Source organism: Streptomyces sp. NPDC107522, assembly GCF_055657525.1.
In genome coordinates this window covers 445,306-470,031 of sequence record NZ_JBVKAU010000005.1, presented here as the reverse complement: position 1 = coordinate 470,031, position 24,726 = coordinate 445,306, and the positions used below count along the sequence as shown (strand labels likewise).

At 71.6% G+C, this 24,726-nt stretch carries 25 protein-coding genes and 1 riboswitch; of the genes, 16 read left to right on the top strand and 9 right to left on the bottom strand.

The window, feature by feature from the left end; all coding sequences use genetic code 11:
- Window positions 1–8 precede the first annotated feature (8 nt).
- Together ACZ7L6_RS19305 and ACZ7L6_RS19300 are read right to left on the bottom strand one after the other, a co-directional pair.
- The gene (locus tag ACZ7L6_RS19305) at window positions 9–1,454 is read right to left on the bottom strand and encodes an MFS transporter (protein ID WP_471925347.1); all 1,446 of its coding nucleotides are present in this window, start codon (window positions 1,452–1,454) and stop codon (window positions 9–11) included.
- Window positions 1,455–1,467: 13 nt separating this feature from the next.
- Window positions 1,468–2,013 carry an alpha/beta fold hydrolase gene (locus tag ACZ7L6_RS19300; protein WP_471925705.1) on the bottom strand — a complete coding sequence of 182 codons (546 nt, stop codon included), beginning with the start codon at window positions 2,011–2,013 and terminating at the stop codon, window positions 1,468–1,470.
- A 154-nt stretch (window positions 2,014–2,167) separates the two neighbouring features.
- Here ACZ7L6_RS19300 and ACZ7L6_RS19295 point away from each other — a divergent pair, with 154 nt between their 5' ends.
- From ACZ7L6_RS19295 to ACZ7L6_RS19270, 6 genes are all read left to right on the top strand, one after another.
- Window positions 2,168–3,925 carry an MFS transporter gene (locus tag ACZ7L6_RS19295; RefSeq protein ID WP_471925345.1) on the top strand — a complete coding sequence of 586 codons (1,758 nt, stop codon included), beginning with the start codon at window positions 2,168–2,170 and terminating at the stop codon, window positions 3,923–3,925.
- A 100-nt stretch (window positions 3,926–4,025) separates the two neighbouring features.
- A complete protein-coding gene (locus tag ACZ7L6_RS19290; RefSeq protein ID WP_471925343.1) occupies window positions 4,026–4,676 on the top strand; it encodes a class I SAM-dependent methyltransferase in 651 nt (216 codons plus the stop codon).
- A 112-nt stretch (window positions 4,677–4,788) separates the two neighbouring features.
- The gene (locus ACZ7L6_RS19285; RefSeq protein WP_471925341.1) at window positions 4,789–5,751 is read left to right on the top strand and encodes an N-acetylmuramoyl-L-alanine amidase; all 963 of its coding nucleotides are present in this window, start codon (window positions 4,789–4,791) and stop codon (window positions 5,749–5,751) included.
- Between the two features lie 163 nt (window positions 5,752–5,914).
- Complete coding sequence (locus ACZ7L6_RS19280) at window positions 5,915–6,703, top strand: hypothetical protein (RefSeq protein ID WP_471925339.1); 789 nt, start codon at window positions 5,915–5,917, stop codon at window positions 6,701–6,703.
- Window positions 6,704–6,807: 104 nt separating this feature from the next.
- On the top strand, window positions 6,808–7,821 hold the full coding sequence (locus tag ACZ7L6_RS19275) for an LLM class F420-dependent oxidoreductase (RefSeq protein ID WP_471925337.1): 1,014 nt from the start codon (window positions 6,808–6,810) through the stop codon (window positions 7,819–7,821).
- Window positions 7,822–7,869: 48 nt separating this feature from the next.
- On the top strand, window positions 7,870–8,163 hold the full coding sequence (locus ACZ7L6_RS19270) for a hypothetical protein (RefSeq protein WP_471925335.1): 294 nt from the start codon (window positions 7,870–7,872) through the stop codon (window positions 8,161–8,163).
- A gap of 107 nt (window positions 8,164–8,270) precedes the next feature.
- Here ACZ7L6_RS19270 and ACZ7L6_RS19265 read toward each other — a convergent pair whose 3' ends face one another.
- From ACZ7L6_RS19265 to ACZ7L6_RS19255, 3 genes are all read right to left on the bottom strand, one after another.
- Window positions 8,271–9,341: a prenyltransferase/squalene oxidase repeat-containing protein gene (locus ACZ7L6_RS19265; RefSeq protein WP_471925333.1), complete on the bottom strand. Its 1,071-nt coding sequence runs from the start codon at window positions 9,339–9,341 to the stop codon at window positions 8,271–8,273.
- On the bottom strand, window positions 9,338–10,087 hold the full coding sequence (locus tag ACZ7L6_RS19260; RefSeq protein ID WP_471925331.1) for a class I SAM-dependent methyltransferase: 750 nt from the start codon (window positions 10,085–10,087) through the stop codon (window positions 9,338–9,340). Before ACZ7L6_RS19260 ends, ACZ7L6_RS19265 begins: the two co-directional genes overlap by 4 nt.
- A gap of 64 nt (window positions 10,088–10,151) precedes the next feature.
- Complete coding sequence (locus ACZ7L6_RS19255) at window positions 10,152–11,696, bottom strand: glycosyltransferase family 4 protein (RefSeq protein ID WP_471925329.1); 1,545 nt, start codon at window positions 11,694–11,696, stop codon at window positions 10,152–10,154.
- A gap of 210 nt (window positions 11,697–11,906) precedes the next feature.
- Here ACZ7L6_RS19255 and ACZ7L6_RS19250 point away from each other — a divergent pair, with 210 nt between their 5' ends.
- The gene (locus ACZ7L6_RS19250) at window positions 11,907–12,524 is read left to right on the top strand and encodes a TetR family transcriptional regulator (RefSeq protein WP_471925327.1); all 618 of its coding nucleotides are present in this window, start codon (window positions 11,907–11,909) and stop codon (window positions 12,522–12,524) included.
- 263 nt (window positions 12,525–12,787) lie between these two features.
- Here the strand turns inward: ACZ7L6_RS19250 and ACZ7L6_RS19245 are convergent, their stop codons facing one another.
- The 3 genes from ACZ7L6_RS19245 to ACZ7L6_RS19235 all read right to left on the bottom strand — a co-directional run bounded on the left by ACZ7L6_RS19245 (window position 12,788) and on the right by ACZ7L6_RS19235 (window position 15,310).
- Window positions 12,788–13,528 (bottom strand): tetratricopeptide repeat protein, encoded by a 741-nt coding sequence (locus tag ACZ7L6_RS19245; RefSeq protein ID WP_471925325.1) that lies wholly within the window; start codon window positions 13,526–13,528, stop codon window positions 12,788–12,790.
- Between the two features lie 84 nt (window positions 13,529–13,612).
- The gene (locus ACZ7L6_RS19240; RefSeq protein ID WP_471925323.1) at window positions 13,613–13,846 is read right to left on the bottom strand and encodes a ferredoxin; all 234 of its coding nucleotides are present in this window, start codon (window positions 13,844–13,846) and stop codon (window positions 13,613–13,615) included.
- Window positions 13,847–13,852: 6 nt separating this feature from the next.
- Complete coding sequence (locus ACZ7L6_RS19235) at window positions 13,853–15,310, bottom strand: aldehyde dehydrogenase (RefSeq protein WP_471925321.1); 1,458 nt, start codon at window positions 15,308–15,310, stop codon at window positions 13,853–13,855.
- Between the two features lie 143 nt (window positions 15,311–15,453).
- On the opposite strand from ACZ7L6_RS19235, the gene ACZ7L6_RS19230 reads away from it, so the two are divergent.
- The 3 genes from ACZ7L6_RS19230 (at window position 15,454) to ACZ7L6_RS19220 (ending at window position 17,292) form a co-directional block, all read left to right on the top strand.
- The gene (locus ACZ7L6_RS19230; protein ID WP_471925319.1) at window positions 15,454–15,660 is read left to right on the top strand and encodes a hypothetical protein; all 207 of its coding nucleotides are present in this window, start codon (window positions 15,454–15,456) and stop codon (window positions 15,658–15,660) included.
- A gap of 72 nt (window positions 15,661–15,732) precedes the next feature.
- Window positions 15,733–16,761 carry an MBL fold metallo-hydrolase gene (locus ACZ7L6_RS19225; RefSeq protein WP_471925317.1) on the top strand — a complete coding sequence of 343 codons (1,029 nt, stop codon included), beginning with the start codon at window positions 15,733–15,735 and terminating at the stop codon, window positions 16,759–16,761.
- 42 nt (window positions 16,762–16,803) lie between these two features.
- Complete coding sequence (locus ACZ7L6_RS19220) at window positions 16,804–17,292, top strand: nuclear transport factor 2 family protein (RefSeq protein ID WP_471925315.1); 489 nt, start codon at window positions 16,804–16,806, stop codon at window positions 17,290–17,292.
- A gap of 39 nt (window positions 17,293–17,331) precedes the next feature.
- Here ACZ7L6_RS19220 and ACZ7L6_RS19215 read toward each other — a convergent pair whose 3' ends face one another.
- Window positions 17,332–17,997 (bottom strand): phosphotransferase, encoded by a 666-nt coding sequence (locus ACZ7L6_RS19215; protein ID WP_471925313.1) that lies wholly within the window; start codon window positions 17,995–17,997, stop codon window positions 17,332–17,334.
- 35 nt (window positions 17,998–18,032) lie between these two features.
- A riboswitch (cobalamin riboswitch) is annotated at window positions 18,033–18,174 on the top strand.
- Between the two features lie 111 nt (window positions 18,175–18,285).
- On the opposite strand from ACZ7L6_RS19215, the gene ACZ7L6_RS19210 reads away from it, so the two are divergent.
- The 6 genes from ACZ7L6_RS19210 to ACZ7L6_RS19185 all read left to right on the top strand — a co-directional run bounded on the left by ACZ7L6_RS19210 (window position 18,286) and on the right by ACZ7L6_RS19185 (window position 24,601).
- A complete protein-coding gene (locus ACZ7L6_RS19210) occupies window positions 18,286–19,512 on the top strand; it encodes a prenyltransferase/squalene oxidase repeat-containing protein (RefSeq protein WP_471925311.1) in 1,227 nt (408 codons plus the stop codon).
- Complete coding sequence (locus ACZ7L6_RS19205; protein WP_471925309.1) at window positions 19,509–20,144, top strand: SCO2322 family protein; 636 nt, start codon at window positions 19,509–19,511, stop codon at window positions 20,142–20,144. Before ACZ7L6_RS19210 ends, ACZ7L6_RS19205 begins: the two co-directional genes overlap by 4 nt.
- 113 nt (window positions 20,145–20,257) lie before the next feature.
- Window positions 20,258–21,331, top strand: a complete 1,074-nt coding sequence (locus ACZ7L6_RS19200) for a CbiQ family ECF transporter T component (RefSeq protein ID WP_471925703.1) — start codon at window positions 20,258–20,260, stop codon at window positions 21,329–21,331.
- The gene (locus tag ACZ7L6_RS19195) at window positions 21,328–23,013 is read left to right on the top strand and encodes an ABC transporter ATP-binding protein (protein WP_471925307.1); all 1,686 of its coding nucleotides are present in this window, start codon (window positions 21,328–21,330) and stop codon (window positions 23,011–23,013) included. The genes ACZ7L6_RS19200 and ACZ7L6_RS19195 overlap by 4 nt, the downstream gene beginning before the upstream one ends.
- The gene (locus ACZ7L6_RS19190; protein WP_471925305.1) at window positions 23,010–23,849 is read left to right on the top strand and encodes an ECF transporter S component; all 840 of its coding nucleotides are present in this window, start codon (window positions 23,010–23,012) and stop codon (window positions 23,847–23,849) included. The genes ACZ7L6_RS19195 and ACZ7L6_RS19190 overlap by 4 nt, the downstream gene beginning before the upstream one ends.
- Before the next feature lie 335 nt (window positions 23,850–24,184).
- Window positions 24,185–24,601, top strand: coding sequence for an aggregation-promoting factor C-terminal-like domain-containing protein (locus ACZ7L6_RS19185; RefSeq protein WP_471925303.1), 417 nt, complete (start codon window positions 24,185–24,187; stop codon window positions 24,599–24,601).
- Window positions 24,602–24,726: the final 125 nt, after the last annotated feature.

Sequence of the window (24,726 nt, the reverse complement as noted above, 5' to 3'; positions counted from 1 at the left end):
CCGTTGCCTCAGGCCGCGGACATTTTTCTCGGCAGCCACACCACCATCAGCACCACCCCGCCGACCAGCACCCCGGCCCCCACCCGGAACGCCAGCGCGTACCCCTCCGTCAGCGCCTGCGGCGTCACGCTCCCCGTCGAACCCGCCGAATGTGCCGAACGGGCCGACGCGATGGTCGACATGACCGCGAGCCCCAGCGAACCCCCCATCGTGCGCGAGGTGTTGACCAGCCCCGACACCAGCCCGGCCTCCCCCGGCGCCGTCCCGGACGTGGCCAGCGCCGCGAGCGGGGTCGAGGCGAGGCCCGCGCCCAGCATCATCAGGATGCCCGGGAACATGATCGAGGTCAGATACGTGCCGTGCACGGTCATCGTCGACTGCCAGACGAACCCGGCGACCGCCACGGCCGTCCCCGCGGCCGCCAGACCGCGCGCCCCGAGCACCCGCATGAACCGCGGCGCGACCTTGGATCCGAAGACGACCGCCAGAGAACTCGGCACCAGCGCGAGACCGGCCTCCAGCGGCGTGTAACCCAACACGTTCTGTGCGTACAGCGTCATGAAGAACCACATGCAGAACATCGCCGACCCGCACAGGAACATGGCCACGTTCGCCGACGACACCGCACGCCGGCGGAACAGCCCGAGCGGCATCAGCGGAGCGGCCGTACGCGCCTCGACGACGAGGAACACACCGATCAGCGCCAGGCCGGCGAGGAGGGGTACGACCGTGGCGCCGGCCGCCCAGCCCTCCGCCTCCGTCTGCGAGATGCCGTACGCCAGGACGGCCAGCCCCGTTGTCACCAGGACCGCACCCGGAAGGTCCAGCCGCCGCCCGTCCCCGTTCCGGCTCTCCGCCAGCCACAGGAGCGCGGCGGCCAGCACCGCCGCCCCCACGGGCACGTTGATCAGCAGCACCCAGCGCCACGACAGCACGTCGACCAGCACGCCGCCGACGACGCCGCCCGCCGCGCCACCGCCCCCGGCGACGGCGGTCCAGGTACCTATCGCCCGCGCACGGGGAGCGCCCTCCGGCACCGCAGCCGTGAGGATCGTCAGCGTCGAGGGCGCCAGCACCGCCGCCCCCAGCCCCTGCACGGCCCGCGCGGCCAGCAGCTGCCAGCCCTCCTGGGCCAGCCCGCCGGCCAGCGAGGCCAGGGTGAACAGGCCGAGCCCCACGAGGAACATCAGCTTGCGGCCGTACAGGTCCCCGGCCCGCCCGCCGAGCAGCATGAACCCCGCGAAGGCGATCGCGTACGCGTTCACCACCCACTGCAGGCCCTGCGCGCTCAGCCCGAGATCGGTCCGCATCGACGGCAGGGCCACGTTGACCACGGACACATCGAGCACGACCAGGAACTGCCCGGCACACGCGAGCGCCACCACCAGCCAGGTGGGCGGCGCGGTACGGCGAGTGGTGCGGGTGGCGTCGGCGGCTTCGAGCATGGGTGTCATGCTCTCAACCGGGTTACGCCCCTTGCATCGGCTTTTCGCGCCCTCCCGTCTCGGTCGCGGGTCCTAGTCCCTGTCGTAGGGCTCGTTCTGCTGCTCGATGAAGCCGCACACGCGGGCCGCGTACTCGTCGGGGTGCCCCGGCCGGCCGGGCGGTGATCGTGGCGAAGTACGGCGGGCTCTCCGTGCCCTGTGCCAGCAGGACCGGCCCGCTGTAGTCGGCGAGACCGCCGAGGTCGAGGCTCGCCCGTTCCGGGTCGGACCGCTCGTCCAGGAAGGTGGGGGCGTCGGTGAGGAACGTCTCGCGGAGCCGGTCCGGCGGAGGTTCGTGGGCCAGGAGACCGCGGAACAGCTCAGGACGCCGAGCGGCAAGGCCGAGCGCCGTCGAGGCACCGAAGGAGTTGCCCGCGACGTAGGCGGGCGCGAGCCCCAGTGCCTCCATAAGCGCGGCCAGGTCCTCCTCGTCCTCGAACCGGGACCCCTGCCCCGGCCGCTCGCTCAGGCTGTGCCCACGCCGGTCGTCTGGTCCTGCCCGCCCTCGCGGCGCGCTCTTCTCTGTGATCGGGGGCGGCCGCGCTCGCCTGACGGACGATCACTTCCTCATGGAATGGTCAAGAATTCGTTAGTACGCCAAAGCATCGGAATAGTTGCCCATGCATACGTAGTTCAGGACACACGTACCTGACTTCACTCCCCCGGCCCGGAGGCCCCGCCCCATGACGCACACGTCGACGCACCCGTCGGCCGACCAGCCCACCGGCAGAGCGGCAGGGAAGGCCCTCGTCCCGGTCCTCGCCTTCGCGGGCATCGTGGTCGCGGTGATGCAGACCCTGCTCGTGCCGGTCATCAAGGACCTGCCGCAGCTGCTCAGCACCACGCCCAGCAACGCCACCTGGGTCCTGACCTCGACCCTCCTCTCGGGCGCCGTCGCCACCCCGATCATGGGCCGTCTCGGCGACCTCTACGGCAAGCGGCGCATGCTGATCACCAGCCTGGCCGTGATGGTGGCCGGCGCACTGGTCAGCGCGGTCACCAGTGACCTGCTCCCCATGATCGTCGGCCGCACCCTCCAGGGCTTCGCGATGGGCGCGATCCCCCTGGGCATCGGCCTGATGCGCGACATGCTGCCGCGCGAGCGCCTCGGCTCGGCGATGGCCCTGATGAGCTCCTCGATCGGCGTCGGCGGCGGCCTCGCGCTGCCCGCCGCGGCCCTGGTCGCCCAGCACACCGACTGGCACGCCCTCTTCTACGGCGCCGCAGGCCTCGGCGCCCTCGCCATCGCCTTCACCCTCCTCGTCGTACCGGAGTCGAAGGTCCGCGCGGAAGGCTCCTTCGACCTGCTGGGCGCGCTCGGCCTGTCCGCCGGCCTCGTCCTCTTCCTCCTGCCGATCACCAAGGGCAGCGACTGGGGCTGGACGTCCGGCACCACGCTCGGCCTGTTCGCCGCGTCGGCGGTCGTCCTCGTCCTGTGGGGTGTCTACGAACTGCGCGCACAAGCCCCGCTGGTCGACCTGCGCACCACGGCCCGCCCGGCCGTCCTCTTCACCAACCTCGCGTCGATCATGGTCGGCGTCAGCTTCTACGTCGTCTCCCTCGTCCTCCCCCAGCTGCTCCAGCTGCCGAAGGCGACCGGCTACGGGCTCGGCCAGTCGATGGTCGTCGCGGGCCTGCTGGTGGCCCCGCTGGGCCTGACGATGATGTTCACGGCCCCGGTCTACGCCCGCCTGTCCGCGAAGTACGGCCCCAAGACCACCCTCATCCTCGGCATGCTGATCATCGCGATCGGCTACGGCGCCGGCCTCGGCCTGATGAGCGCCCCCTGGCAGAGCCTGGTCATCGCGGTCGTCCTGGGCGCAGGCATCGGACTCGCCTACTCCTCCCTCCCCGCCCTGATCGTCGGCGCGGTCCCGGCGTCGGAGACGGGCGCGGCGAACGGCCTCAACACGCTGATGCGTTCCATCGGTACGTCCGTGTCGAGCGCCGTCATCGGCATGGTGCTGGCCAACACCGCGAACAACGTCAACGGCGTGGCGATCCCCACCATGCACGGCTTCCGCGTCTCCTTCCTGATCGCGACCGCCGCGGTGGCCGTTGGCCTCCTGCTGGCCCTGTTCCTCCCGAAGCACCGCCCGGCCGCCGCGCACCCGCAGCTGCGCGCCAGCAGCGAGGAGGACGCCAACCTGGAGCGCGCCGAAGAGGTCCTGCGCGGCTTCCGCGGCCGCGTCCTGGACGCCGAGGGCACCCCGGTGGCCCGCGCCAAGGTGACGCTGATCGACCGGCGGGGCCGCCAAGCCGGCGCGACCCTCTCCGCGGAGGACGGCAGCTACGCCCTCTCCGTCCCCGCCCAGGGCGCCTACGTCCTGGCCGCCCGGGCCGACGGCCACGCCCCGCTCGCCTCGTCGGCGACACACACGGGCGACGACAGCCCCGTCGACCTGGACCTGTCGCTGCCGGGGGAGACGGTCACCGCCTGAGACCCCTGACGCCCCGCTCCCACACCCCCCGTCGTCCACATGACGGGGGGTGTGGTGCACGATGGGCGCCCACACGCTCGCACGACCGAAAGGGACCCCCATGGCCCCGGCCCCCAAGCCCGAGATCCTGGCCGCGTTCGAGGCCGCGAAGGGCTTCATGCCCACGGGCGAGGGGCTCGCGCTCTACGCGGCGGCCGTCGAGGCCGGACGGCTGGGCCTGCCGCTCCTGGAGGTCGGCACCTACTGCGGCCGCTCCACCATCCTGCTCGCCGACGCCGCCCGCGAGGCCGGCGTGACGGCCCTCACGGTCGACCACCACCGCGGCAGCGAGGAGCAGCAGCCGGGCTGGGAGTACCACGACCCGGAGACGGTCGACCCCGAGATCGGCCTGATGGACACGCTGCCGACGTTCCGCCGCACGCTGCACAAGGCGGGCCTGGAGGAGCATGTGGTGGCCCTGGTGGGCCGTTCACCGCAGGTCGCGAAGATCTGGAACTCGCCCCTCGGCCTGGTCTTCATCGACGGCGGCCACACCGACGAGCACGCGAACGCCGACTACGAGGGCTGGGCGCCGCATGTGGCGGAGGGCGGACTGCTCGTCATCCACGACGTGTTCCCGGACCCGGCCGACGAGTTCACCGGGCAGGCGCCGTACCGCGTCTATCTGCGGGCGCTGGAGTCCGGGGCGTTCACGGAGGTGTCGGTGACGGACTCGCTGCGGGTGCTGCGGCGGACGGGGACGGGAGTCTGATTCCGCGTCGGCATCCCGTCGGCATCCCGGCGGCATCGCTCGACCGTCGCCCGGCCGCGGCGCGACCGTGGCTTACCGCCGGACGCCCGGGCCGGCCCGTAAGGTGTCAGGCGTGTCGTACGTAGGTCCGGACTTCGATCCTCCCCAGCCCCGCCGCCGACGCCGCGCCCTGACGGTCGCGGCCGCCGCCCTCGTGCCGGGGGCGCTGCTCGGATGGGTGATGTACGAGGCGACGGGTGACACCGGCGGCCGAGGCGCGTCAGGCAGTACGGCCGTACGGTCGCCGTCCTCCGCGCCGACGGCCTCCACCACGACCGACGACAAGCCGCCGGGCCCGACCCCGACCGCGGACTCCACGGCCGGCTCCACGGCCGACTCCACCTCCGCGCCCGCCGCCTCCGGCCCCCTCAAGGGCAAGGTCGTCGTCATCGACCCGGGCCACAACCCCCACAACTTCCAGCACACGGCCGAGATCAACCGCAAGGTGAACATCGGCACGAACTGGAAGGAGTGCGACACCACGGGTACGTCCACCAACGACGGCTACACGGAAGCCGAGTTCACCCTGGACGTCGCCCACCGTCTGCGCACGCTGCTGCAGAAGCAGGGCGCCACGGTCAAGTTCACGCAGGACGGCGACCGGTCGTGGGGGCCGTGCGTGGACGAACGGGCGCAGATCGGCAACAAGGCTGAGGCAGACGCGGTCGTCTCCGTCCACGCCGACGGCGCGGCGGCCGGCGACCGCGGCTTCCACGTCATCCTCCCGGGCAAGGTGGACGCGGGCGCCGCCGACACCGGCCCGATCGTCGCCCCCTCCCGAGACCTCGGCGAACGCATCGCCGGCTCCTTCGTCCGCGTCACAGGCAGCGCGCCCTCCAACTACGTCGGCGACGGCACGGGACTCGTCACGCGTAAGGATCTTGGCGGTCTCAATCTGTCAACGGTTCCCAAGGTGTTCATCGAGTGCGGCAACATGCGCGATAGCAAGGACGCGGCACTGCTCACCAGCGGCGCGTGGCGGCAGAAGGCGGCGCAAGGGATCTCTGAGGGAATCGTGAGTTTCCTGCGGGGGTAATGGTCCACGGGTTGATCCCGGCGGACAGCCTCGTCGGTCGGACGATAAGGTCGTCCGTACGATGAGGGGCCACCCCCGCGCTTCACACCGGGGCCTGACGGCGACATGGTGACAGCGACGCCTCTACCGATGACGTGACGACTGAACTGAAGGACCGACTGAAGTGAATATCCGCTCCCTCACTCGAGGCGACGGCGTGGTGATCGGAGCAGCGGTGTTGCTGTTCATCGCGTCTTTCCTCAGCTTCTATACCGCCGACGGCGTCAGCGACACCCCGAATGCCTGGGAACAGCTCTACACCGGCATGGGCGTCTACATGGGCGGAATCATCGGCGCCGCCTTGATCATCGTCAACCGCATCCTGCCGCAGCCGCGCAAGGTCGCGGGCCTGGATCTCGGGACGGTCGGTACAGCCTTCGCTGTTCTCGATGCGTGGGTCCTCTTCTGGTTCCTGGTGGACGTCCCCGACAACATCGAGGCCGGAGGTGGCCTCATCCTCGGCTTCATCGCCGCCCTCGTCCTGGCCGGCGGCGCCATCGCCGGGCCGCTGGTCCCGGCCCTGCAAGGCGCCCTCCTCCCCGCCCCCCGCCCCGCCTCCCCCCAGCCCTACGGCGGCCAGCCCCAGGGTGGTTACGGATACCCGGGTGCCCAGCAGCCGCAGCAGCCGTACGGTGGTCAGCCGCAGCCCGGGCAGCCCTTCGGTGGGCAGCCTCAGCAGGCGCCGCAGGCTCAGCAGCCGCAGGCGCCCGCCGCGGACTTCTCGCCGTTCTGGTTCGCCGTGCCCGTCCCCCGTCCCCTGTTCGCGGAGGACGGCTCGCCCACCCCGATCGCCGAACTCGCGCCGGGCACCTGGTACCTGGCCGTCGAACAGCGCGGCGCCGCCCTGGTCGCGCAGACGCAGGACGGACGCCGTGGCGTGCTCCAGGACACCTCGGGCATCCAGCGCGGCTGAGCCCCACCGCTCTCCTCAACGGCCCCTCACCCTTCCCGGTGCGGGGCCGTTGTCGTACAGTCGCAAGCCCACGGCACGGATCTGACGTACCGTCAGGAGGCGGCATGCGGCTCGGGCTCGCACTCGGCTACTGGGGCCGCGGCCCCTCCGCGGACCACGTACCCCTCGCGCAGGAGGCCGAGCGGCTCGGCTACGACTCCGTGTGGACCGCCGAGTCCTGGGGTTCCGACGCCTTCACGCCGCTCACCTGGATCGCCGCGCAGACGTCGAGGATCAAGCTGGGTACGGCCGTTGCCCAGATGGCGGCCCGCTCCCCCACCACCACCGCCATGCACGCCCTGACCCTCGACCACCTCTCGGGGGGCCGCATGATGCTGGGTCTCGGGCTGTCGGGGCCGCAGGTGGTGGAGGGGTGGTACGGGCGGCCGTTCCCGAAGTCGCCGCTGACCGCGACGAGGGAGTACGTGGATGTCGTACGGCAAGTGCTGCGCCGCGAGGCGCCCGTCGAACTCGACGGACGTTTCCACCCCCACCCGTACCGCGGCGCGGACGCCACCGGCATCGGCAAGGCCCTGAAGCCGATCACCCACCCCCTCCGCCCCGACCTCCCCGTCCTCCTCGGCGCCGAGGGCCCCAAGAACGTCGCCCAGACCACTCGGATCGCCGACGGCTGGCTGCCGTTGTACTGGTCGCCGAGCAGGCCGGAGGAGGTGTACGGAGAGGCCGTCGCCGACCTGCCGGAGGGGTTCCTGGTCGCACCCATGGCCCAGGTGCGGGTCTGCGACGACGTCTCCGAAGGGCTGCTCCCCGTCAAAGTCATGCTCGGCTTCTACATCGGCGGCATGGGCCACGCGGCCCGCAACTTCCACGCCGACCTCATGGCCCGCATGGGGTACGAGGAGGAAGCCCGCCGGATCCAGCGGCTGTTCCTCGACGGCCACCGGGAGGAGGCCGTCCTCGCCGTCCCGGACGCCTTCGCCGACGAGATCTCCCTCGTCGGGCGGCGTGAACGCATCGCCGAGCGGCTGGAGTTGTGGCGGAAGGGGCCGGTGACGGATCTGCTGGCGCTGGCACCGGACCGGCACACCCTGCGCGTGCTCGCCGAGCTCAACTCATAGCCGGACGCGCCGAGGTTTCATCCAGGGTTCAAGGGTCACCCGACCGGCATGTCCCCTCGATATCGCAACGGTGCGAACCAGGCCGGCACGGTCATCGCGATCGTGGCCGACATCATGGCCCTCATCCTGGGCCTGTGGATCCTGATGTACCTACTGGACGCCAACCGCGCCAACGACTTCGTGCAGTTCATCCATGACGCGGCACGGTGGCTGGCGGGGTGGTCGTACGACCTGTTCACGTTCGACGAGGCGTGGGCGAGGGTCGTGGCGGGGTACGGCTTGGCGGCAGTGGTCTACCTGTTCATCGGACACGCCTTGGCCAATCGAGTCCACCGCCACTGAAACGCCCTAGGGCCGCGGGCCTGTATCGATATGCGGCTCCGCCGCGTGGGCGCGGGACCAGCCACACCGGACCCGCGCCCGCCACACGACAAAAGCCACCCGAGCTCTCAGGCGCAGCAATCCGGGTCAAGCCCCGTCGGCAAGCGGTCCCCACCGAACACCGCACAGGTCGCCTCGTGCCCGCCCAGCGCCGCGACGGCCAGCAACACCGACCCGGCCGTCCAAGTCGTCAGCTCCTGCGGCCAGATCGCGTCGTCGTCGAAGACGTAGCCGGTCCAGTACAGCCCGCTCTCCGGGTCCCGTAGGTGCTGGATCGACTGCAGGATCTCCAGCGCCCGGTCGGACTCGCCCATCGCCCACAGTGCGAGGGCGAGTTCGGCCGACTCTCCCCCCGTCACCCACGGATTCGGCACGACGCACCGCACCCCGAGCCCGGGCACGACGAAGCTGTCCCAGCCTTCCTCCATACGGGACTTGGCCTCGGCGCCGGTCAACGCCCCGCCCAGCACGGGGTAGTACCAGTCCATCGAGTACCGGTCCTTGTCCAGGAACCGCTCCGGATGCCGCCGTATCGCATGCCGCAAGGCGCCCGCCGCCAACTCCCAGTCCGGCTGCGGCTCTTCCCGCTGCTCGGCGATGGCCAGGGCGCAGCGCAGCGCATGGTGGATCGAGGAGGAACCGGTCAGCAGGGCGTCCGCCGTCGCCGTACCGTCCTCGTCGCGCCGCCAGCCGATCTGCCCGCCGGGCTGCTGGAGCTGGAGGACGAACTCGATGGCCGCGTAGACGGACGGCCACATGCGGTCCAGGAACGTGTCGTCGCCGGTGGAGAGGTAGTGGTGCCAGACGCCTACGGCTATGTAGGCGACGAAGTTGGTCTCGCGCCCGGTGTCGGTGACGTCGTCGAAGGCGCCGTCCAGGTAGGCGGCGTACCAGGAGCCGTCCTCGTTCTGGTGGGTCGCCAGCCAGGTGTACGCCCGTTCGGCCGCCGTGTGCTCACCTGCCGCGTCCAGCGCCATCGCCGCCTCGACGTGGTCCCACGGGTCGAGGTGGTGTCCGCGGAACCACGGGATCGCCCCGTCCTCCCGCTGGACGGCGAGGATCCCTGCGACGGTCGCGGCGGCCTGCTCGGCGGTGAGGACCCCGGGCAGGACCAGGTGTTCTGTCCGGGGGGTGGTCACTTGGCGGCCGCCTCGGTCTCAGCGATACGCGGCAGGTGGGGCTTGGTCGCGTACGCCACGAAGCTCTTGCCGATCAGCGGGTTGAGGGCCTGCTCGGCGACCCTGGTCGCCAGCGGCTTCTTCATGATGTCCCAGACCAGCAGCTTGTGGTACGCCCGCACGGGCAGCGCCTTGTCGTTGTCGACGCCGAACGCGCACTTCAGCCACCAGTACGGCGAGTGCAGCGCGTGGGCGTGATGGGTGCCGTACGGCTTGAGGCCGGCCTCGCGGATCTTCGCGAGCAGCTCGTCCGCCTTGTAGATGCGGATGTGGCCGCCCTCGACCTCGTGGTACTCGTCGGACAGGGCCCAGCAGACCTTCTCGGGGCCGTAGCGGGGGACGGTGATGGCGATACGGCCGCCGGGCTTGAGCACCCGCACCATCTCGGCGAGGACGCCCTTGTCGTCCGGGATGTGCTCCATGACCTCGGAGATGATGACGACGTCGAAGGACTCGTCCGGGAAGGGCAGCGCGAGGGCGTCGCCCTCCATGGCGGTGGCCGTGGCCCCCTCCGGCGCCTCCCCCGCCTCCTTCATCGCCGCGAACCACTTCGCGACCTCGCGGATCTCCTCACCGTTCTGGTCCAGCGCCACGACCTGGGCGCCGCGCCGGTAGCACTCGAACGCGTGCCGGCCGGCACCGCAGCCGAGGTCCAGGACGCGGTCGCCCGGGGCGAGCGGGAACCGGGAGAAGTCGACGGTCAGCACGTGGGCCTGCTTTCGCGGTCGGAACGGTTGGAGGGGCGGGGGTCGAGGGTCGTGTGCAGGGGGGTCACGGGGCGGCCTCGGTGACGGCGGCGGCCTCGGTCACGCGGGCGGACTCGGTGACGCCGACGGCCTCCGTGACGCGGGCGGGTTCTGCGGTGTCCGCCGCGTCGGTCACCCCTGTCTGTACGACATCTCTTGAGGCCGCGGAGCGGGCGGGCGTCTGGAGCGCGGAGCGGTCGGTCGCTGTTGCCGCGGAGCGGCCGGAAGCGGGGCCTGCGGAGCGGGCGGACTCCGGGCCCGCGGAGCGGGCGATCGCCTCGCGGTAGCGGGCCACCGTGCCCTCGGCGGCGCGGGCCCAGGTGAAGTGCTGCAGGACCCGCTCACGGCCCGCGGCGCCGAGTCGGGCGCGCAGCTCCGGGTCGCCCAGCAGTCGGCTCAGGCCGGCGGCCAGCGCCCCCGCGTCGCCCGGCGGTACCGCCAGGCACGTCTCGCCGTCCTGTCCGGCGACCTCCGGGATCGCCCCGCCGGTCGTGGCGAGCAGCGGCGTCCCGGTGGCCATGGCCTCGGCGGCCGGCAGGGAGAAGCCCTCGTAGAGCGACGGCACGCACGCGACCTCGGCCGAGCGGACCAGGTCGACGAGCTCCGCGTCGGAGATGCCCTTGACGAACTCGACGGCGCCTTCGAGGCCGTACCGCTCGACGGCCTGCGCGACCGGCCCTTCCTCGGGCCGCTTGCCGACGACGACGAGGTGGGCGTCGGGGTGCTCGGTGCGGACCTTGGCGAGGGCCTCGACGAGGAAGACCAGGCCCTTCAGCGGGACGTCGGCGCTGGAGGTCGTCACGATGCGGCCCGGTATCTGCCGTACCGAGGGATCCGGCGAGAAAAGATCGGTGTCGGCGCCGATGTGGACGACGTGGATGCGGTCCTGCCGTACGCCGAGGTGGTCGACGATCTCCGCGCGGGACGTACCCGAGACGGTCAGCACCGACGGCAGTCGGCGTGCCACGCGCTTCTGCATGCGCGTGAAGGCGTACCAGCGGCGCACCGACATCCGCCGCTGCCAGCCCTCGGCCGCGTCCAGCTCCAGCTGCCGGTCCACGGTGATGGGGTGGTGGATGGTGGTGACGAGGGGCGCGCCGACGTCGCCCAGCAGGCCGTAGCCCAGGGTCTGGTTGTCGTGTACGACGTCGAAGTCGCCGCGCCGGGCGCGAAGGTGGCGGCGGGCGCGCAGCGAGAACGTCAGCGGCTCGGGGAAGCCGCCGGTCCACATGGTCGCCACTTCCAGCGCGTCGATCCAGTCGCGGTACTCGTCGCGCTTGGGGGTGCGGAAGGGGTCGGGCTGGCGGTACAGGTCGAGGCTGGGGAGCTCGGTGAGGGTCAGGCGGTCGGCGTACTCCGCGCCCTCGTCGAGGACGGGGTAGGGCTGGGAGCCGATGACCTCGACACGGTGGCCGAGGCGGGCCAGCTCGCGGGAGAGGTGCCGTACGTAGACGCCCTGGCCGCCGCAGAACGGGTTCCCTTTATAGGTGAGAAGCGCGATGTCGAGCGGTCGCTCGCCGTCGGCGGCAGGGTCCTGTGGGGACCCGGCCTCCCTGGCCTCAGCGGTCACTCTGGGCCCCCTTCTCCCTGCGATGTCCCGCGAGATTACGCCGGGACGCTAATCTAGAACAAGTTTCAGACTTGATCGTTCAAGAGGCTCTGAATCTACCGGCAGGTAGCGCCGCTGTGAGCGATGGATCAGGTGATTCACGCCACGACCGACGCCCTGGCATGCTCTGTCCGGTCACTCACCCTCACCGACTGTCACGGAACGGGATCCATGCCTGCGGAAGTCAGTAGCGCAAGCCCGGCCTCGCCGCCTCTCACCGAGCGGCAGGAGGCCCGTCGCCGGCGCATCCTGCACGCCAGCGCGCAGCTCGCCAGCCGGGGTGGTTTCGACGCGGTGCAGATGCGGGAGGTCGCGGAGTCCTCGCAGGTGGCGCTCGGCACGCTGTACCGCTATTTTCCGTCCAAGGTGCATCTGCTGGTCGCCACGATGCAGGACCAGCTGGAGCACATGCACGGCACGCTGCGAAAGAAGCCGCCGCACGGGGAGACGGCGGCGGAGCGGGTCGCGGAGACCCTGATGCGTGCCTTCCGCGCGCTGCAGCGCGAGCCGCATCTGGCCGACGCCATGGTCCGGGCCCTGACCTTCGCCGACCGCAGCGTGTCCCCCGAGGTCGACCAGGTGTCCCGGCAGACGACGGTGATCATCCTGGACGCCATGGGGCTGGAGAACCCGACGCCCGAGCAGCTCTCCGCCGTCCGCGTCATCGAGCACACCTGGCACTCGGCCCTGATCACCTGGCTCTCGGGCCGCGCCTCGATCGCCCAGGTGAAGATCGACATCGAGACGGTCTGCCGCCTGATCGACCTGACGGCACCGGATCAGCCCTAGGCGCACAGGCACACGAAAGACCTACGAGACGGGTTCCCTGCGCCGGTATTACCCGGATCAGGTACTGGGGGTCGCCTTCCGGTCTTCCGACCTCTCGGTCTTCCGACTTTCCGGCCTCTCAGCCCGGACCGTCGATGTCGGCCCCAGCGGAAGCCCTTCGGCTTCCCGCCAGAGTCGGCTACTCCGGTTCGGGCTCCCTCACTCGTCCCGTAGGCCGACTTCCATAATAGAACGCCCAATGCCGCAGAGAACACCCCGGATAGCTATTTTCCTGGGCAAAATCGGACACCCTGCCTAGCCGACCGCCCAGGTGCAGGTGCAGGTGCAGGTGACCGACGGTGCACTGTCATGCTGGTGCCGGTGACGCCCAAGGGGCGCGGGGAACTGCGCGACCAGCCCCCACAAACCCGAAGCCGCGAAGCAACCTCGGCCATCCCTCTGATGGCGACCCGCGCTCGTCGGAGACCACTCGTGCCGTCGACGACCCGCTCCCCGTTCGGGACGCCGTCGTGGACCACGATCTCCCCGTACCTCCGGCCCCCCGTGACCGGCACGTTGACCACCCGTCCGCGCGTCGGGCACAGCCGCTCGATCCAGACAACCTCCCGCGTCCCGCCGGTGTCCAGCCGTACGCAGGCGTTCCCGAAGCGGCCCTCGATCTCGCCCTCGCCGTCCGGGAGTTCGATACCGAAGCCGGCCCAGGCGTCCCGGGCCGTCGCCCAGTCACGCTGGATGGTGGCCGCGATGCCGAGGTTCCAGTACGCGGGGTCGCCCTCGCCGCGCGGTGAGCGGGCGGCGGCCTCACGCCCGAGTTCGTAGGCCTTCTGCCAGTTGCGCAGGAACTTGTGGGCGAGCGCGGCGTCGTACCACCACACCGCGCTCGGCTCCTCGTCCGGGAAGTGCGCGAGCACCTGCTCGTGGAGCTCCGCGGAGCGCCGCCAGTCCTCGGCCTCCCATGCCGTGCGTGCCTGCTTGAGCAGCTCTCTGGCCTCGGACCTGCGCACGTTCCCCACCCTTGTCGACCCGCCGGAACCGCAGGAGAGTACAACGCGTCGCCGACAGCGCCGCTCCTCGGGGCGGGGACAGGCTCAGTCCTCCGGTGGGAACACCGGCTCCCCGCTCCCCAGGATCGTGATCACGATCGCCTCCACCGGGCAGCTCTCCGCCGCGGCCAGGATCTTCTCGTTCGCGTCGGTCTCCGGGTCGGCCGGATGGGACTGGCGGCCGGTGTCGAGGCGGAAGCCGTCGGGGGCGTGGTGGACGCACTGGGCCGAGCCGATGCACACCGACCGGTCGACCTCGACGTGCCAGCGGTCGCCCATGTCCCCTCACGCCTCCCAGCCGGCCGGAAGGTGGATCATCTTGTGCTCCAGGTATTCGCCGTAGCCCTCGGGGCCGAACTCGCGCCCCAGGCCCGAGTTCTTGTAGCCGCCGAACGGGCCCAGCATGTCCAGGCTGAAGGTGTTCACCGAGTACGTGCCGGTACGGACCTGGCGGGCGACCTCGATGCCGTGGGCGGTGTCGGCCGTCCAGACGCTGCCGCTCAGGCCGTAGTCGGAGTCGTTCGCGATCTTCACGGCCTCGGACTCGTCGCCGTAGGGCAGGAGGCAGATCACGGGGCCGAAGATCTCCTCGCGTGCGATCCGCATCGAGTTGTCCACGTCTCCGAAGAGGGTCGGCTCGACGTACCAGCCCCGGTCCAGGCCCTGCGGACGCCCGCCGCCCGTCAGGATCTTCGCGCCCTCCTCCTGGCCGATGCGGATGTAGTCGAGGTTCCTGCGCTGCTGACGCTCCGCCACCAGCGGGCCCACCTGGGTCGCCGGGTCCAGCGGGTCGCCGACCACCAGCGCGCCCGCCGCCGCGGCGAAGGCCTCGGCGAACTCGTCGTAGCGGGAGCGGGGCAGGAGGATGCGGGTCTGGGCCACGCATGCCTGGCCGTTGTTCATCCACGCCGCCGGGACGACACCGGCGACCGTCGCCTCGACGTCCGCGTCCGGCAGGACGACGGCCGCCGACTTTCCGCCCAGCTCCAGCGTCACGCGCGTGAGATTGCGGGCCGCCACCTCCATCACGCGCTTGCCCGCCGCCACCGATCCGGTGAAGGAGACCTTGTCGATGCCCGGGTGCCCGACCAGGTACTCGCTCACCTCGCGGTCGGCCGGGAGGATGGACAGCACCCCGTCCGGCAGCCCCGCGTCCTTCGCGATCTCCGCCAGCAGGTAGGCGTCCAGCGGCGACTCCGGCGACGGCTTGAGCACCACCGTGCAGCCCGTGAGCAGCGCGGGCGCGAGCTTGGCGGCGGCGACGAACTGCGGGACGTTCCAGGGCACGACGGCCGCCACGACCCCGACCGGCTCGCGCCGCACGAGGATCTTCCCCAGCACGCCGTCGCGCCGCTCCTCGTACGTGAAGTTCCGCGCGACCGTGATCGCCGCGTCCCACACCATCATCGCGCCGAGCGCCTGGGCGAGGACGCTCCAGGAGTACGGGGAACCGTTCTCGGAGGAGATCACACGGGCGATCTCCTCGTGCCGCAGGGCGATGCCGTCCTTGATGCGGGTGACGACCTCGATCCGCTCGTCGAGCGACATCCGTGGCCAGGGGCCTTCGTCGAACGCCCGCCGCGCCACCGCGACCGCCCGGTCGACGTCGGCCGGCGAGGCGTGCGGCACGCGACCGATGACCTCCCCCGTGTGCGGCGAGATGACCTCGATGACGTCCTTGCCCAGGGGGTCGGTCAACTCCCCGCCGATGAACAGCTGTCCGTGTTCCACGAGCTCGGTCATGGCCGACGCCTCCTGCGGAGCTGGAGCGGGTTTCCTTGGTTTCTGACGCTGTTTCAGAACTGATACCAGTTCCACTACGAGGAGTCCACGGATCGCACATCACTCACGCCTACGCTGATCAAGTCGACGGGGAGGAACGGTGGATGACGGCAAACCGTGAGCGCAGGCGCGCGTGGGCGGTGTTCGCGACGGTCATGACGACGGCCGTCTGTGGTGTCGTATGGATGGCCTCGAACTGGGACGACGTCACGCAGGGCAACGGGGTGTCCGTCCACCGGGAGACGAAGAGCCCCGAGGAGATCAGGGAGTTCTGGACCCCGGAGCGGATACGGAACGCCAAGCCTGGGTGACTCAGGCTCCCATCGAAACCCGTTCTAGTTATAGTGGCCGTCGGTGGCCGGTGTGCGGCGATTGGGGAGCCCATGGCGCAGGTGTACGACCACGGCGGCGGCGTCCGGTCCCTCCAGGTCCCCATCCCTGACAACCCGCTCGGCCACACCCTCGTGTACGTCGTCGACACCGACCGCGGCCCGGTGCTCATCGACACCGGCTGGGACGACCCGGCCTCCTGGGACGCCCTCGCCGAGGGCCTCGCGGCGTGCGGCACCGCGCCCGCCGAGATCCACGGCGTGGTCATCACCCATCACCACCCCGACCATCACGGCCTGTCGGGCAAGGTGCGCGAGGCCTCCGGCGCCTGGATCGCGATGCACGCGGCGGACGCGGCGATCGTACGGCGCACCCGCGCGACCCGCCCCGAGCGCTGGTTCTCCTACATGGCGGACAAGCTCACCGCGGCCGGCGCCCCAGAAGCCCACGTGTCCCCGCTCCGCGCCGCCCGCCGCCCCCGCTCCCTGCTCGGCTTCTCCCCCGCCGCGCCCGACCGCGAGATCGTCCCCGGCGAGCTCCTCGACCTCCCCGGCCGCCGCCTGCGCGCCATCTGGACCCCGGGCCACACCCCCGGCCACGTCTGCCTGCACCTGGAGGAGGAGCACCCGGCCCGACTCCCGGGCCACGGCCGCCTGTTCTCCGGCGACCACCTGCTCCCCGAGATCACCCCGCACATCGGCCTGTACGAGGACCCCGACGACACGACCGTCACCGACCCCCTCGGCGACTATCTCGACTCCCTCGAACGCGTCGGCCGCCTCGAACCCGCCGAGATCCTCCCGGCCCACCAGCACGCGTTCACCGACGCGCCCGCCCGCGTACGGCAGTTGCTGACCCACCACGAGGAACGCCTCACCGGACTGCTGGCGTTGCTGTCCGAGCCCCTCACCCCCTGGCAGCTGGCCGAACGCATGGAATGGAACCGGACCTGGGACCAGATCCCCTACGGCTCACGGAACATCGCGATCGCCGAGGCCGAGTCGCATCTGCGGCAGCTGGTGAAGCTGGGGCGGGCGGAGGCGGTGGCGGGGAGTGAGCCGGTGACATACGTGGCGGTGTAATTCGATCGTGCCGCTGCGCTCCCGGCTGGTACCAACGGCCTCATGGACCCCATGGAGCAACTCCTCGCCGAACGTGCCTGCGAGCGCCTGATCCTCGACTTCGTCCACCGCCTCGACCTCGGCGAACCGGCCTCCGTCGCCGACCTGTTCACCGAGGACGGCCGGTGGGAGTGGCCTCCTCCGGGAGACGGTCGGCGTTCCGAGGGACGGAAGGCACTGCGGACGTACTTCGGCGCACGGCCGGCGGACAAACTCTCGCGGCGGATCATGTCCAACATCCGCGTCACGGTGACCTCCCCGGACACGGCCGAGGCCACGTCGTACTTCACGACGTACCGCGTCGAAGGCTGGACGGGCGGCATGGTGCCGGCCGGCCCGCCGGTCCAGGTCGGCCTCCCCCACTCTCGACTTCGCTCGAGCGGGGGGACCCCCATCGAGGACACCTTCCGTCGCATCGCCGGTCAGTGGCTGCTGGCCTCCCGCACCCTGCACCTGCCGTTCGGCGGCCCCATGCCGAGGGTCGACAGCTGAGCTATTCCGCGGACCGGTGCCCGCCTCCACTCGCGTCCACTAGCGCATGAACGTACGGATCAACTCCCCGGCGTCACCGAGGAGTTCGACCTCACGCCGAGTCATCGTCGGATTCTCCGCGCGGCGCCGCAGCGCCTGCGCCAGGCCGGCCTCGGTGAGGTCGCACGGGTCGGCGAGCAAGGCGGCCAGGAGGGGTCGGGCAGGTTCGGCGAAGGGTCCGTCGTCCACGGCGACCTGGGCGAGGATCACCGCGGAGGAGCCCCAGTCCAGGGCGGGGTCGCCGTCCCGTGCGTTGTCCCAGTCGATCACGTAGGGGCCGTCGGGCGTGAGGATGACGTTGTCGGGATGCAGGTCCAGGTGCAGCACCGAGCCCTGAGACCGGTGTGCGGGGACGCGGTGCAGTTGCCGCAGCAGGCGGGCGAGGATGCCGCCCGCCTCGTCCGCGCCCATCTCCCCCTCGGCCAGCGCCCGCAGCATCGTCGGCCCCGACAGCCGCTGCATCACCAGATCGGTCCGCGAGGAGTCGGCGAGCCGCACCCGCGGCGCCGGATAGCCGTGTTCGCGCACGTGCGCCATCACCGCGCCCTCGGCCGGCCCATCCCCGTACCCGTCCCGGAAGCGGCGCACCACCCACGCCTCGTCGAGTTCGTACACGTCCGCGGTACGCCCCGACCCGAGCAGTCTCCCCACGGTCCCCTCAGCCATGGCCCGAACCTACCCGCCCGCCCAGGCGGCCCTCAGGGGTTCGGTTACGGCCGGGTAGAGTGTCGGCGTCGTCATCACACCCGTACGGGGGGAAGCCGGTGCAAATCCGGCGCTGACCCGCAACCGTGAGCCACCCAGTGGCAAGCCGGATCGCCCCGCACGGGTCTTGTGACCGGCTCACGTGCACCGGCAACCGGCCGGCGCACGGCACCGTCGAGGTACGGAGCCGAGCCGCCCGGGGTCTCCCCTGTGCTGCCCGGTTCCCCTAGGGAAGGGCACCCGCCGATCATGTACGTCCGCCGCAGCGCCGCGGCCCTGGCCGCCGTCACCGTGATCGGCACGGCCACTGCCACGCCCGCAGTCGCCGCCGACTCGTCCCCGTCCGCGTCACCGTCCGTCGCGCTCCCCGCCGGGCTGTACGGCACGACCGACCCGACGTACGACGGTGTCTGGCGCCAGTCCCTCGCGCTGCTCGCCCAGGACACGGTGGGCGTGAAGCCGGCGGCGAAGGCCGTGGACTGGCTCACCGGGCAGCAGTGCGCCAGCGGGGCATTCGCCGCGTTCCGCGCCGACACCTCGAAGGCCTGCGACGCGAAGACCATGGTCGACACCAACAACACGGCCGCCGCCGTCCAGGCCCTCGCCGCGCTCGGCGGACACGACGCCGTGACCGGCAAGGCGGTGGCCTGGCTGAAGTCCGTGCAGAACAAGGACGGAGGGTGGGGGTACGCGGCGGGCGGCGCGAGTGACGCGAACTCGACCTCCGTGGTGATCGGTGCGCTCGCGGCCGTCGGTGAGAAGCCGGGCGACGTACGCAAGGGGGGCAAGTCGCCGTACGACGCCCTGGTGTCCCTCGCCCTCCCCTGCGGTGAGGACGGTGGCGGCGCCTTCGCCTACCAGCCGGACAAGAAGGGCAAGTTGTCGGCCAACGCGGATGCGACGGCGGCGGCCGTCGTCGGCGCGTTGGGCCAGGGCATGCTGACGGCGAAGGCGGGCGACAAGGCGGAGGCCGCCTGCGCCGACGGCTCCCGCCTCACCCCGGAGCAGGCAGCGGCCAACGGCGCCGCGTACCTCGGCAAGGAACTCGCCAAGGACGGCCACCTCACGTCCGCCCTCGCCGGCGCCGAGGACCAGCCCGACTACGGCAACACCGCGGACGCGGTCGTCGCACTCGCCGTACAGGGTGGTGAGGCGGCGGCCCAGAAGCCCCTGGAGTGGTTGGAGAAGAACGCCGCGTCCTGGGCGAAGCAGAGCGGCCCGGCAGCCTACGCCCAGCTGATCCTCGCCGCCGACGCGGCGGGCGCCGACCCCCGGGACTTCGCCGGCACGGACCTGGTCGAGCAGCTCAACGCGACGGGCCCGGCACCCCACAAGGCGGCGGACAAGGCCGCGGACGAGAAGGAGGAGGACGAGGACAGCCCCTTCGGCGTGTGGTGGTACGTCGGCATCTTCCTGGTCGTGGGCATCGGCATCGGCTTCCTGCTGAGCGGCCGCAACAAGGGCGGACGGCAGTGATACGCCGCGCGCTCGCCCCGCTCCTGGCCGCGCTGGTCCTCCTGACCGGCGCGGCCCAGGCCGCCCAGGCGACCGGCTACCGCTACTGGTCCTTCTGGGACCGCGACGGCGACACCTGGACCTACGCCACCCAGGGCCCCTCCACCGCCCGCCCCTCCGACGGCGACGTCCAGGGCTTCCGCTTCGCGGTGAGCGAGGACTCCAAGGACGCGGCCCGCCCGAGGGGCGCGGCGGTGTTCGAGGTGATCTGCGCGAGGACTCCGCCCCAGGACGGCAAGAAGCGGGTTGCTCTCGTCATCGACTTCGGTACGCCGGCTGACGCCCCGTCGGGCGAGACGCCACCGGCTCGACGTACGGCATGCGCGCGGGTGACCGCCGACGCGACAACCGCGGAAGCGCTCGCCTCCGTGGCCAGGCCGCTGCGGTACGACACGAACGCCCTGTTGTGCGCGATCGCGGGGTACCCGGAGAAGGGGTGCGGGGAGCAGGTGTCGGGGGCGAAGAAACCGACGGCCACCGAGAAGACGGACGAGTCGGACGGCGGCCCGTCGCTGGGCCTGGTCGCGGGGATCGCCGTAGTGGCCGTGTTGGGAACGGCAGCGCTGTGGCAGGCACGACGGCGGCGAGCGTGACGGCAGGCGGAGCCACCCAGCCTGCGGGCAGTCGTGCCGCTGGGGCGGCGCCCGTCCCTAAGAGGGGCGGCACCCGGCCGGCGCAGGCAAGCGTCCCAACCCCCCGCCCACAGCTGCACCCCGGTGCCTGGTGGCTCTGGTCCCTGTCCCTCGGCACCGCCGCAACCCGCACCACCAACCCCCTCCTCCTCACCCTCCTCATAGCAACCTCCGCCTACGTAGTAGCCACCTGCCGCCCCGACACCCCCACAGCCCGCTCCTACACCGCCTTCGTCAAACTCGCCCTCGCCGTCCTCCTCATCCGCCTCCTCTTCGCCACCGCCCTCGGCTCCCCCCTCCCCGGCACCCACGTGATCGTCACCCTCCCCGAACTCCCGCTTCCCCACTGGGCCCAGGGCATCCGCCTGGGCGGCAAGGTCACCGCCGAGACCCTCCTCAGCGCCCTCTACGACGGTCTGAGACTCGCCACCCTCCTCATCTGCGTAGGCGCGGCGAACTCCCTCGCCGGCCCGACCCGCCTCCTCAAGTCCCTCCCCGGCGCCCTCTACGAAATGGGCGTGGCGGTGGTGGTCGCCCTCACCTACGCTCCCCACCTGATCGCCGACGTCCAGCGTCTGCGCGCCGCCCGCCGCCTGCGCGGCCGCCCCCACACCGGCATCCGCGGCCTGCTGCACGTCGGGCTCCCGGTCCTGGAGGGCGCGTTGGAACGCTCCGTCGCGCTCGCCGCCGCGATGGACGCCCGCGGCTACGGCCGTACCGCCGACGTCCCGCCCCGCGTCCGCCGTACGACCACCGCGCTCACCCTCGGCGGCCTGCTGGGCGTCTGCGCGGGGACGTACGGCCTCCTCACCGCCGAAGGCGGCACGTACGGCGTCCCGGCCCTCCTCATCGGAGTCGCCGCCGCCCTGGCAGGGCTCCGCCTCGGCGGTCGCCGCACCCTGCGCACCCGTTACCGCCCGGACCGCTGGGACGCCCGCGCCTGGCTGGTCGCCGGTTCCGGCGCGGCGGTCGCCGCCCTGCTGACCCTCGCCGCGACCCGCGACCCGGCGGCCCTGCACCCCGGCGTGATCCCCCTCGAGGTCCCCACCCTCCCCCTGTGGCCCGCGGCGGCCGTCCTACTCGGCCTGCTCCCGGCCTTCGTCAGCCCCGCACCCCGCAGTCCCGCCGCCCCCAAGGAGCCGTCGTGATCCGCTTCGAGAACATGTCGGTGACCTACGACGGCGCCCCCGAACCCACCGTCCAGTGCGTCGACTTCGAGGTCCCGGAAGGCGAACTGGTCCTCCTCGTCGGCCCGTCCGGCGTCGGCAAGTCCACCGTCCTCGGCGCGGTGAGCGGACTCGTCCCGCACTTCACCGGAGGCACCCTGCGCGGCCGCGTCACGGTGGCCGGCCGGGACACGCGCACCCACAAGCCCCGCGAACTCGCGGACGTGGTGGGCACGGTGGGCCAGGACCCCCTCTCCCACTTCGTGACCGACACCGTCGAGGACGAACTGGCCTACGGCATGGAGTCACTGGGCCTCGTCCCCGACGTCATGCGCCGCCGGGTCGAGGAGACCCTGGACCTCCTCGGCCTCACCGACCTCCGCAACCGCCCCATCGCCACCCTCTCCGGCGGCCAGCAGCAGCGCGTGGCGATCGGCTCCGTCCTCACCCCGCACCCCAGCGTCCTGGTCCTCGACGAACCGACGTCAGCCCTGGACCCGGCCGCCGCCGAAGAGGTCCTGGCGGTCCTCCAACGCCTGGTCCACGACCTGGGCACCACCATCCTGATGGCCGAACACCGCCTGGAACGAGTCATCCAGTACGCCGACCAGGTCGCCCTGCTCCCGTCCCCGGGCGCGGCCCCGATCCTCGGCACCCCGGCGGAGGTGATGGCCGTGTCCCCGGTGTATCCCCCGGTCGTAGACCTCGGCCGCCTGGCAGGCTGGTCCCCCCTGCCTCTGACGGTCCGGGACGCGCGGCGGTGTGCAGCGGACCTGCGGGAACAGCTCAAGGAGCGGGAGGGCCTCGCCCTCAAGGGGCGCGGGGAACTGCGCGATCAACCACAACGAACCCTCAGCCGCCAACGATCAACACCCCCCGCGCTATTGGGCGAAACACCCACCCACCGCCGATGGTTCCGACGCAGGCGCACCCCCACCGCCCCAACAACCACACATGCAGCCCAAGTACGAGCCCTCGCCATAACCCGCGACCACATCCGCGCCCTCCACCGCATCGACCTCACCGTCACCCTCGGAGAGATCGTCGCCGTCATGGGCCGCAACGGCGCCGGAAAATCCACCCTCCTCAACACCCTGGTCGGCCTCATCAAACCCTCCGCCGGCTCGGTCACCCTCGGCGGAGCCGTCGGCCTCGTCCCCCAGGAACCCCGCGACCTCCTGTACGCGGACACGGTCGCCGCCGAGTGCACAACCGCCGACGCCGACGCCGACGCAGCACCCGGCACCTGCCGCGCCCTCGTCTCCGCGCTCCTCCCGGACGTCCCCGACGACACCCACCCCCGCGACCTCTCCGAGGGCCAGCGTCTGACGCTCGCGCTGGCCATCGTCCTGACCGCCCGCCCTCCTCTCCTCCTCCTCGACGAACCGACCCGCGGCCTGGACTACGCGGCGAAGGCCCGCCTCGTCACATTGCTGCGCGACCTCGCCGCGCAGGGGCACGCCATCGTGCTGGCGACGCATGACGTGGAGCTGACCGCGGAACTCGCCCACCGGGTCGTGCTCCTCGCCGACGGTGAGGTGATAGCGGACGGCCCAGCGGCGGACGTGGTGGTCGCCTCGCCCTCCTTCGCCCCGCAGGTGGCCAAGATCCTGGCCCCGCAGAAGTGGCTCACGGTCGCCGAGGTGAGGAAGGCCCTGGCATGACCGACCGCTCCACTCCCCGTGCTCCCCAGGCCCGAGCCGTCCGTCTGGGACCCCGCTCCGTCGCCGCCCTCCTCCTGGTCAGCGCGGTCGGCGTCGCCGCGCTCGGCTGGCCCTTCCTCGCCCCGCCCGAGGCGCAGGTGAGCGCCCATGCGCAGGACGCCCCGTGGCTGTTCACGTGCCTGCTGCTCCTGCTGGTCGCCGTCGTCGCCGCGACGATCTCCGAGTCCGGGCTCGGCCCGAAGGCGGTGGCGATGCTGGGCGTGCTGGCGGCGACCGGCGCCGCCCTGCGCCCGCTCGGCGCCGGGACGGCCGGCATCGAGCCGATGTTCTTCCTGATGGTGCTCAGCGGCCGGGTTCTCGGCCCGGGCTTCGGGTTCGTCCTCGGCGCGGTGACGATGTTCGCCTCCGCCCTGCTCACGGGCGGCGTGGGGCCGTGGATGCCGTTCCAGATGCTGTCGATGGGCTGGTTCACGATGGGCGCCGGGCTGCTGCCGGGCCCGGACCGTCTGCGGGGGCGCGGTGAGCTGGTCCTGCTGGCCGGCTACGGCTTCTTCGCCGCGTTCGCCTACGGCACGGTGATGAACATGCAGGGCTGGCCGTACCTCCTCGCGGACGGCTCGAACATCGCTCCCGACCCCGAGGCCGGGCCCCTGGCCAACCTCGCCCGCTTCGTCGCGTACTGCCTGGCGACGTCGCTCGGCTGGGACCTCGGCCGGGCTGTCGTCACCGTGATCCTCACCTTCACGCTCGGCCCGGCGATCCTCAAGGCGCTGCGCCGGGCCACGCGCCGTGCCGCCTTCGAGAGCCCGGTCACATTCGACGCTCCCGCAGGGTGAAGCGGCGCACGCGGGCCGTTACGCACCCGGTGAACCACCCCACATGACCCACATCACCTACGAATCACTTTAGTTGGACAATTCGGATGCCATGGACACGGCAATTCGACGTCTGACCTGCACATTGAGAGCCACGTCACACAAACGACCTTCCTCCCGCATACGGCCACAACTAGCAAAAGGGCTCATTGCGGACGCCTTCCCGGCCTGCTTCTCTGGACGACGTCGCACGGCGCCGACGTGCCCACAGGGCCGCGGCGCCGACGCATGCCCCCGCCTCGCATCGCGTGGTTCCGGCATGCCCGCGGCGCTCTGTCCCCGAAGAAAGGCTCCCCGTGTCCGTCGTTTCCACCTTCCGCCGCATCTCCGCCCCGAAGAAGGCCCTCGCCGGTGCCGCCCTGGCCGCCGCCACCGCCGGCACGCTGTTCGCCGCCGCCCCGGCGCAGGCCGCGACGACCTCGACCTCCTCGGCGCAGGCGATCGCGAAGAAGATGATCTCGGACTCGGCCCAGTACCAGTGCTTCTCGAACATCGTCGACCACGAGAGCGACTGGAACGTCAACGCCACCAACGCCTCGTCCGGCGCCTACGGCCTCGTCCAGGCCCTCCCGGGCAACAAGATGGCCTCCGCCGGCTCCGACTGGAAGACCAACCCGGCCACCCAGATCGAGTGGGGCCTGGACTACATGAAGGACCGCTACGGCAGCCCGTGCGGCGCCTGGAACTTCTGGCAGGCGAACGGCTGGTACTGAGCCGACCCCGCCAGACAGAACTGAAGGCGGCGGCCCCCTGATCCCCGGGGCCGCCGCCTTCGCCGTGTTTCTCGGCTGCGGGTGCGTGGGAGCTGGTCGCGCAGTTCCCCGCGCCCCTTGCAGTG

Excerpts from the sequence above, each read along its gene's own strand:
- ACZ7L6_RS19210 (WP_471925311.1), top strand. The coding sequence starts at position 18,286 with ATGTACGTCCGCCGCAGCGCCGCGGCCCTGGCCGCCGTCACCGTGATC.
- ACZ7L6_RS19240 (WP_471925323.1), bottom strand. The coding sequence starts at position 13,846 with ATGGGCGACCGCTGGCACGTCGAGGTCGACCGGTCGGTGTGCATCGGC.
- ACZ7L6_RS19225 (WP_471925317.1), top strand. The coding sequence starts at position 15,733 with ATGGCGCAGGTGTACGACCACGGCGGCGGCGTCCGGTCCCTCCAGGTC.
- ACZ7L6_RS19220 (WP_471925315.1), top strand. The coding sequence starts at position 16,804 with ATGGACCCCATGGAGCAACTCCTCGCCGAACGTGCCTGCGAGCGCCTG.
- ACZ7L6_RS19215 (WP_471925313.1), bottom strand. The coding sequence starts at position 17,997 with ATGGCTGAGGGGACCGTGGGGAGACTGCTCGGGTCGGGGCGTACCGCG.
- ACZ7L6_RS19270 (WP_471925335.1), top strand. The coding sequence starts at position 7,870 with ATGTCCCCTCGATATCGCAACGGTGCGAACCAGGCCGGCACGGTCATC.
- ACZ7L6_RS19230 (WP_471925319.1), top strand. The coding sequence starts at position 15,454 with ATGACGGCAAACCGTGAGCGCAGGCGCGCGTGGGCGGTGTTCGCGACG.
- ACZ7L6_RS19295 (WP_471925345.1), top strand. The coding sequence starts at position 2,168 with ATGACGCACACGTCGACGCACCCGTCGGCCGACCAGCCCACCGGCAGA.
- ACZ7L6_RS19305 (WP_471925347.1), bottom strand. The coding sequence starts at position 1,454 with ATGACACCCATGCTCGAAGCCGCCGACGCCACCCGCACCACTCGCCGT.
- ACZ7L6_RS19190 (WP_471925305.1), top strand. The coding sequence starts at position 23,010 with ATGACCGACCGCTCCACTCCCCGTGCTCCCCAGGCCCGAGCCGTCCGT.
- ACZ7L6_RS19250 (WP_471925327.1), top strand. The coding sequence starts at position 11,907 with ATGCCTGCGGAAGTCAGTAGCGCAAGCCCGGCCTCGCCGCCTCTCACC.
- ACZ7L6_RS19275 (WP_471925337.1), top strand. The coding sequence starts at position 6,808 with ATGCGGCTCGGGCTCGCACTCGGCTACTGGGGCCGCGGCCCCTCCGCG.
- ACZ7L6_RS19290 (WP_471925343.1), top strand. The coding sequence starts at position 4,026 with ATGGCCCCGGCCCCCAAGCCCGAGATCCTGGCCGCGTTCGAGGCCGCG.
- ACZ7L6_RS19235 (WP_471925321.1), bottom strand. The coding sequence starts at position 15,310 with ATGACCGAGCTCGTGGAACACGGACAGCTGTTCATCGGCGGGGAGTTG.